Origin of the sequence: Actinomadura rudentiformis (assembly GCF_008923185.1) — a bacterium.
Classification (GTDB): domain Bacteria; phylum Actinomycetota; class Actinomycetes; order Streptosporangiales; family Streptosporangiaceae; genus Spirillospora; species Spirillospora rudentiformis.
Window position 1 is genome coordinate 449345 of the sequence record NZ_WBMT01000005.1, and the last position, 6402, is coordinate 455746.

The following is a 6402-nucleotide window of genomic DNA, read 5'->3' on the forward strand; positions in this document are numbered from 1 at the left end:
CACCTCACCCGGTGCGTCTCACCCGATGCACCTCACCCGATACACCCCCGCGCGGTGTCAGACCGCGGCGGCCGTCCGCACCTCGGCACGGACCTCGTCATAGCGGTGCAGGACGAGTTCGGCCAGCTCGGGCGCCGCGCCCAGCACGGGCGAGACGGCCGCGGCCCCGGCGGCCAGTGACTCGCGCCGGACCTTGTCGGCGAAGTAGCCGGGCGCGAGAAAATAGGACGCCACCACGACACGCGGCGCGCCCGCGTCGAGCAGCCCGGACACCGCGTCGGCGGGGGTGGGCCGCGCCGCGGAGGCGAACGCGGGGACCACGCCGCGCCAGCCCCGGTTCCGCCACTCGCGCGCCATGCCCCAGATCGTCGCGTTGGCCGCCGGGTCGCTCGATCCCGCCGACACCAGCACGACGGCCGTGTCGGGGTCGCCGATCTCCACGCCCGCCTCGGTGAGCCGCCGCTCCAGCGCCGCCATCAACAGGGGGTGCGGCCCGAGGGTGCCGGCGGTGCGCAACGACAGCCGCGGGCGCAGCGTGCGGACCTCGTTCAGCACCCCGGGGATGTCGGACTTGCTGTGGTACGCGGCGGTCAGCAGCAGCGGCAGCACGATCGCCTCGTCCACGCCGCGCTGCGCGAGGCCGTCCAGGACGCGCACCGGGTTCGGCGGCGCGTGGTCCAGGAAGGACGCCAGCACCGGGACCTCGGGGCGGCGGGCCCGGACGGCGGCGAGGAGCTCCGCCACCGTCGCGGCTGCGCGCGGATCCTTGCTTCCGTGCGCGACCGCGACCATCACAGGTGAATACCGCATTCGCTCTTCCCCATCCCGGCCCAGCGGCCGCTGCGCGGGTCCTCCCCGGGCGCGACGGGCTGGGTGCAGGGCTCGCAGCCGATCGACGGGTAGCCGTCGTAGTGCAGCGGGTTGACCAGCACCCCGTTGTCCTCGATGTAGTCGTCCATCTGCTGCTGCGTCCAGTCGAGGATCGGATTGACCTTGACCATCCCGCGCTTGCGGTCCCACTCGACCACGCGGCGGTCGCGGCGGCTGGCGGTCTCCTCGCGGCGGATCCCGCTGAACCAGGCCATGTAGCCCTCCAGCGCCTTGCCCAGCGGCTCCACCTTGCGCAGGTGGCAGCACAGGTCCGGGTTGCGGCCGTTGAGCCGGGGGCCGAGCGCGGCCTCCTGCTCGGCGACCGTGCGGGAGGGCGTCACGTTGATGACGTTGACGGGATAGACGGCCTCGACCGCGTCGCGGGTGCCGATGGTCTCGGCGAAGTGGTAGCCGGTGTCGACGAACAGCACGTCGATCCCGGGCTTCACCTTCGACACCAGGTGGATCAGCGCGGCGTCGGACATGGAGGAGGTCAGACAGATGCGGTCTCCGAAGGTCGCCGCGGCCCACCGGATCACCTCGAGGGTCGGGGCACCCTCCAACGCGGTGGCGGCGGACTCGACGATGTCTTCCAGGTCGAGTGTCGGTCTGTCGGTCTCCAGCAGAGTCACTGGGGGATCTCCTTGTGTGTCTGGGGGGCGCCGTGTGTCTGGGGGGCTCCAACACCGAGGAATTTCAACCTGAAGGCGCGGACGCAGTCCCGGCAGAACCAGGTGCCGTCCTCCGCGTAGGGCTCCAAGTGCTCTTCTCCGCAGTACGGGCAGTAGAACGGTGCGGCACGTTCACTCATTTCCGGCCGTCCGTTATTTGAGATCGGCGTCGTCGGCGCGCTGCACCCAGGCGGCGAAGGTCTCACCCTCCGTGCGCTGCGCGTCGAAGTTGCGGACGAGGCGTTCGACGTAGTCGGTCAGCCCGGCCGAGGTGGTCTTCAGCCCGCGGACCTTCTTGCCGAACGAGGCGCCCACCTGGCCGCCGAGGTGGATCTGGAAGCCCTCCACCTGGTCGCCGTTCTCGTCGACGACCAGCTGGCCCTTGAGCCCGATGTCGGCGACCTGGATGCGGGCGCACGCGTTGGGGCAGCCGTTGACGTTGATGGTCAGCGGCTGCTCGAAGTCGGGCAGCCGCTTCTCCAGCTCGTCGATCAGATCCATCGCGCGCTGCTTGGTCTCGACGATCGCGAGCTTGCAGTACTCGATGCCGGTGCAGGCCATGGTCTGGCGCCGGAACGTGGACGGGTGCACCTGCAGGTCGTGCTTGGCGAGCTCGGCGGCCAGTTCCCCGGTGTTCGCCTCGGGCACGTCCAGGATGACCATCTTCTGCTCGGCCGTCGTCCGCACCCGGCCGGAGCCGTAGCGCTGGGCGAGGTCGCCGATGACGCGCAGCAGCTCGCCGTTGACGCGGCCCACGCGGGGCGCGAAGCCCACGTAGAAGTTGCCGTCCTTCTGCGGGTGGACCCCGACGTGGTCACGGCGAGGGAGCGGCGCGGCCGGCTCGGGGCCGTCCGGGAGCGCGTAGCCGAGGTACTCCTTCTCCAGCACCTCGCGGAACTTCTCCGCACCCCAGTCGTTCATCAGGAACTTGATCCGGGCACGGTGCCGCAGCCGCCGGTACCCGTAGTCCCGGAAGATCGAGATGATGCCCTTCCACACCTCGTGCGCCTGCTCGGGCTTGACGAAGACGCCCAGGCTCTTGGCGAACATCGGGTTGGTGGACAGCCCGCCGCCGACGAACGCCTGGTAGCCGACCTCGCCCTCGTCGTTCACCACGCCCACGAACGCCACGTCGTTGATCTCGTGGACGGTGCAGTGCGCCGTGCAGCCCGACATCGCCGACTTGAACTTGCGCGGCAGGTTGGAGAACTCCGGCGATCCGATGTAGCGCTCGTGCACCTCCCGGATCTGCGGCGTCGCGTCGATGACCTCGTCGGCCGCGATCCCGGCCAGCGGACAGCCGATGATCACACGCGGGGTGTCACCGCAGGCCTCCATGGTGGACAGCCCGACCGACTCCAGCGCGTCCCAGATCGCCGGGACGTCCTCGATCGCGATCCAGTGGTACTGCACGTTCTGCCGGTCGGTGATGTCGGCGGTGCCGCGCGCGTACTTCGTGGAGATGTCGGCGATCACCTGCAGCTGCTCGGCGCTCAGCTGGCCGCCGTCGATGCGCACCCGCAACATGAAGTAGCGGTCGTCGAGCTCCTCGTCGGGCAGGCTGCCGGTCTTGCCGCCGTCGATGCCGGGCTTGCGCTGGGTGTAGAGCCCGAACCAGCGGAACCGGCCACGGAGGTCGGCCGGGTCGATCGAGTCGAACCCCGCCTTGGAGTAGACGTCGACGATCCGGCGCCGGACGTTGAGCCCGTCGTCGTTCTTCTTGTTCTCTTCGTTCTTGTTGAGCGGTTCGCGGTAGCCGAGGGCCCACTGGCCCTCGCCTCTCTTGCGCTTGGTCGCTGGTGGCACGGCGTGCGTCCATTCCATGTCGTACGGAGGGACGCGCAGCGCAACGGGACAGCCCAAACGGCCGGCTCGACGGTGAGCGGGAACGGTTAAAGGTGACGCCGATGCGCCACGCTTCCGTAATGATCAACGGTGCGTGGTCGGGGCGTCACAGACAGATCGCGCTGCGGACGCGCAGAAAGTCCACGTGCCGGCGCATTACCAGCAGGGGGTCCGCAGCAGTCATGCATGCATTCTGACCCGCCGTCTCGCGGGCTGTCCAGTTGTGTCCGGCATGCGGACGGGTGAGATCCGTCATCATCCCTGACGCTTCCAGTTGACCCCGGGCTCACTGGCCTGGCCGGGCTGACCGCTCTTCGCGGTCTTCGTCCGGTCTCGCTGCTCCGGCGTGGCGGGACCTTGCCGGTGCTGGCAGGCGCACCACGAACCGCCACGACAGTCATCGTGGTGGTGGTCACGGCACGGCTGGCAGATCACCCTCCCGCTACACCCCCACCCAACCATCCTGTCGACGGACAAGCTTCGCTTGACTCCTCCCATTGTCACCGATCCACGCGAATGCATGCGGCCGGTCGGAAAATGGGCATCGAAGCCGCGTGTCCTGTGTCACCTCGCCGCCTGACCTGCGTGGGCCCTCGGAGCGATCTTGGGCCGGTGGTGGCTCGCGGGCGTCAGAGTGGGTATGAGGCCGACAACCGGCCGTGCGACGCGCGGAACGGATCACTGAAATGGGCGATCAGGCATGTTCCGGGCGGGCAACGCTTTACGGTGGGTCGGTGTGACCACCGTTTCGGACGCCGCCGGCGCTTCGGGGAGCCCCGCGGACGATTCCGACGCCGGGCCGGGCCCCGCCCTGCACCGGCGTGTGGGCACCGTGGTCTGGGGTCTCGTCCGGGACACGGCGGTCGCGGCGTTCCGCTACCGGGTGACGGGGCTGGCCGCCGAGGCGGCCTTCTTCGCCCTGCTGTCCCTGCCGCCCCTGGTCATCGGGCTCATCGGCACGATGGGCCACTTCCGCGGCATGATGGGCTCGGGCACCGTGGCGGAGGTGCGCGCCTGGCTGATCACGCAGGCTCAGACCGTGCTGACGGGGCCGGCCGTCGACTCGGTCGTGGTGCCGCTGATCGACGATGTGATCAGGGGAGGCAGCCCGGACATCGTGTCGGTCAGCTTCCTGATCTCGCTCTGGGCGGGATCGCGGGCCACCAACGTCTACGTCGACACGATCACCATCGCGTACGGGCTGTCGGGCATCCGCGGGGTGATCCGCACCCGGGTGCGCGCGTTCGTGCTCTACCTGGTCGGGCTGCTGGTCATGCTGATCCTCATCCCGCTGCTGGTGGCGGGGCCCACACTGGTCCGGGACGCGCTGCCGGAGAGTGCCTGGTTCGTCCAGATCCTCTACTGGCCGGTCGTGGTGACGTTGTCGATCCTGTTCCTGGCGATGCTCTACCACATGAGCGTCCCGGTGCGGACGGCCTGGTGGCGCGAGGTGCCCGGCGCGGTGGTGGCGCTGATCATCTGGATCATCGGTAGCGTCACGCTCCGGCTCTACCTGGCGGGCTCGCTGGCCGGGGTGTCGGTGTACGGCTCGCTGGCCGCGTCGATCGCCATCCTGGCCTGGTTGTACGTGGCTGCGCTGGCCGTCCTCATCGGAGCCGCGCTGAACGCCGAGATCGACCGGCTGTGGCCCAGCGCGGACACCGCGCGGGCGCGGGCCATGCGCGCCGCGGCGGCGGACTCAGCCGAGTCGGCGGCGGCGTCGGCGGAGTCGGCGGCGTCAGCGGCGGAGGCAGCGGAGGCCAAGGCCGCCAGGTCGAATGAGGAACGTGCCGCCGAATAACGGTCACGGGTAAAAACTGTGCAGTAACCGGCCCTGAAAAGGTCAAACATGTCGTAGCCTCGCCTGACATGACCCCCCGTGACGACACAGCCGCACCGGACCGGCGGCTCCGTACCGTGACCGGCACGATTCCCGCGTCCGCGATCACCGGAGCGGTGTTGCCGCACGAGCACCTCCAGCTCGACCTGCGGTGGCCCGCGCATCCGGCGCAGGTGGACTCCGACCCCCGCCGCTGGCTCGACGAGGAGAAGGCGGTCAGCGGCGAGCTGTCGGCCCTGCGCGGCGAGCACGAGCTGAGCCTGGTCGTCGACCTCACCTGCGGCGGGATGGGCCGCAGCGCGGCCGCCCTGTCCCGGATCAGCGCGGGCTCGCGGGTCGCGGTGGTGGCGGGCACCGGCTTCTTCGCCGAGCCGTTCCACCCCGCCTTCGTCGCCGAGGCCGACGTCGACAAGCTCGCCGAGCGCATCCTGGCCGAGGTCGGCTTCGGGATGGACGGCACCAACTCGCTGCCCGGTGTGATCGGGGAGATCGGCACCTGGGGCGAGGCGCCCACCGAGGCCGAGGAGCGCTGCCTGCGGGCCGCCGCCCGGGCCGCCCGCTACTCGGGCCTGCCGGTGGCGACCTACGGCCGCCCCGGCGTGAGCCAGCTGGAGATCCTCACCAGTGCCGGGCTCGACCCGGCCCGGGTCGCGGTGGGCCAGCAGGACCGGGTCGACGACCCCGCTGCCCACCGCAAGATCGCCGAGCTGGGCGCGTACGTCTCGTTCGGCTCCCTCGGGCTCGCGGGAGACGACGCCGCGGCGCTGGGCGGCCGGGTGCGAGCGGTCATGGAGCTGCTGGAGGCGGGCCATGGCGAGCGCGTGCTGCTCAGCACCGGCGTCGCCCGGATGACGCAGGTCCAGCGGTACGGCGGGACCGGATACGCCTACCTCTTCGAGACCTTCCTGCCCGCGCTGCGAACCGCCGGCGCCGACGACGCCACGCTGCGCACGATCACGCACGAGAACCCCCTGCGCTGGCTCGCCGGCTGACGCGCACTTGTTCCTTGTGGGGGGCGACCCCCCACGCCCCCCGGTGCCGGGCCGGCGGCCTTGCTTCGCGGCGGCCACCGCCCCGGGCAGGGGCTCCGCCCCTACGACCCCGGCAGGGGGCTCTGCCCCCTGCACCCCCGCGCCCCCTGCGCCGGGGCTCCTTCTTTGTGGGGGGACGACCCCC

General features: G+C 70.7%; 5 protein-coding genes. 2 read left to right on the forward strand and 3 right to left on the reverse strand.

The annotated features are described in order from the left end of the window. Positions 1–57: 57 nt before the first annotated feature. The 3 genes from F8566_RS13520 to F8566_RS13535 form a co-directional block, all read right to left on the reverse strand. On the reverse strand, positions 58–810 hold the full coding sequence (locus F8566_RS13520; RefSeq protein WP_151560520.1) for a sirohydrochlorin chelatase: 753 nt from the start codon (positions 808–810) through the stop codon (positions 58–60). Continuing rightward, positions 792–1502, reverse strand: a complete 711-nt coding sequence (locus F8566_RS13525) for a phosphoadenylyl-sulfate reductase (protein WP_151560521.1) — start codon at positions 1500–1502, stop codon at positions 792–794. The genes F8566_RS13520 and F8566_RS13525 overlap by 19 nt, the downstream gene beginning before the upstream one ends. A 192-nt stretch (positions 1503–1694) precedes the next feature. Then, complete coding sequence (locus tag F8566_RS13535) at positions 1695–3365, reverse strand: nitrite/sulfite reductase (RefSeq protein ID WP_192809668.1); 1671 nt, start codon at positions 3363–3365, stop codon at positions 1695–1697. A gap of 757 nt (positions 3366–4122) precedes the next feature. Here F8566_RS13535 and F8566_RS13540 point away from each other — a divergent pair. Together F8566_RS13540 and F8566_RS13545 are read left to right on the forward strand one after the other, a co-directional pair. After that, complete coding sequence (locus F8566_RS13540; protein WP_225993134.1) at positions 4123–5187, forward strand: YihY/virulence factor BrkB family protein; 1065 nt, start codon at positions 4123–4125, stop codon at positions 5185–5187. Positions 5188–5255: 68 nt separating this feature from the next. Next, entirely contained in the window at positions 5256–6218 is a 963-nt protein-coding gene (locus tag F8566_RS13545; protein WP_151560525.1) for a phosphotriesterase family protein, read from the forward strand. Positions 6219–6402: the final 184 nt, after the last annotated feature.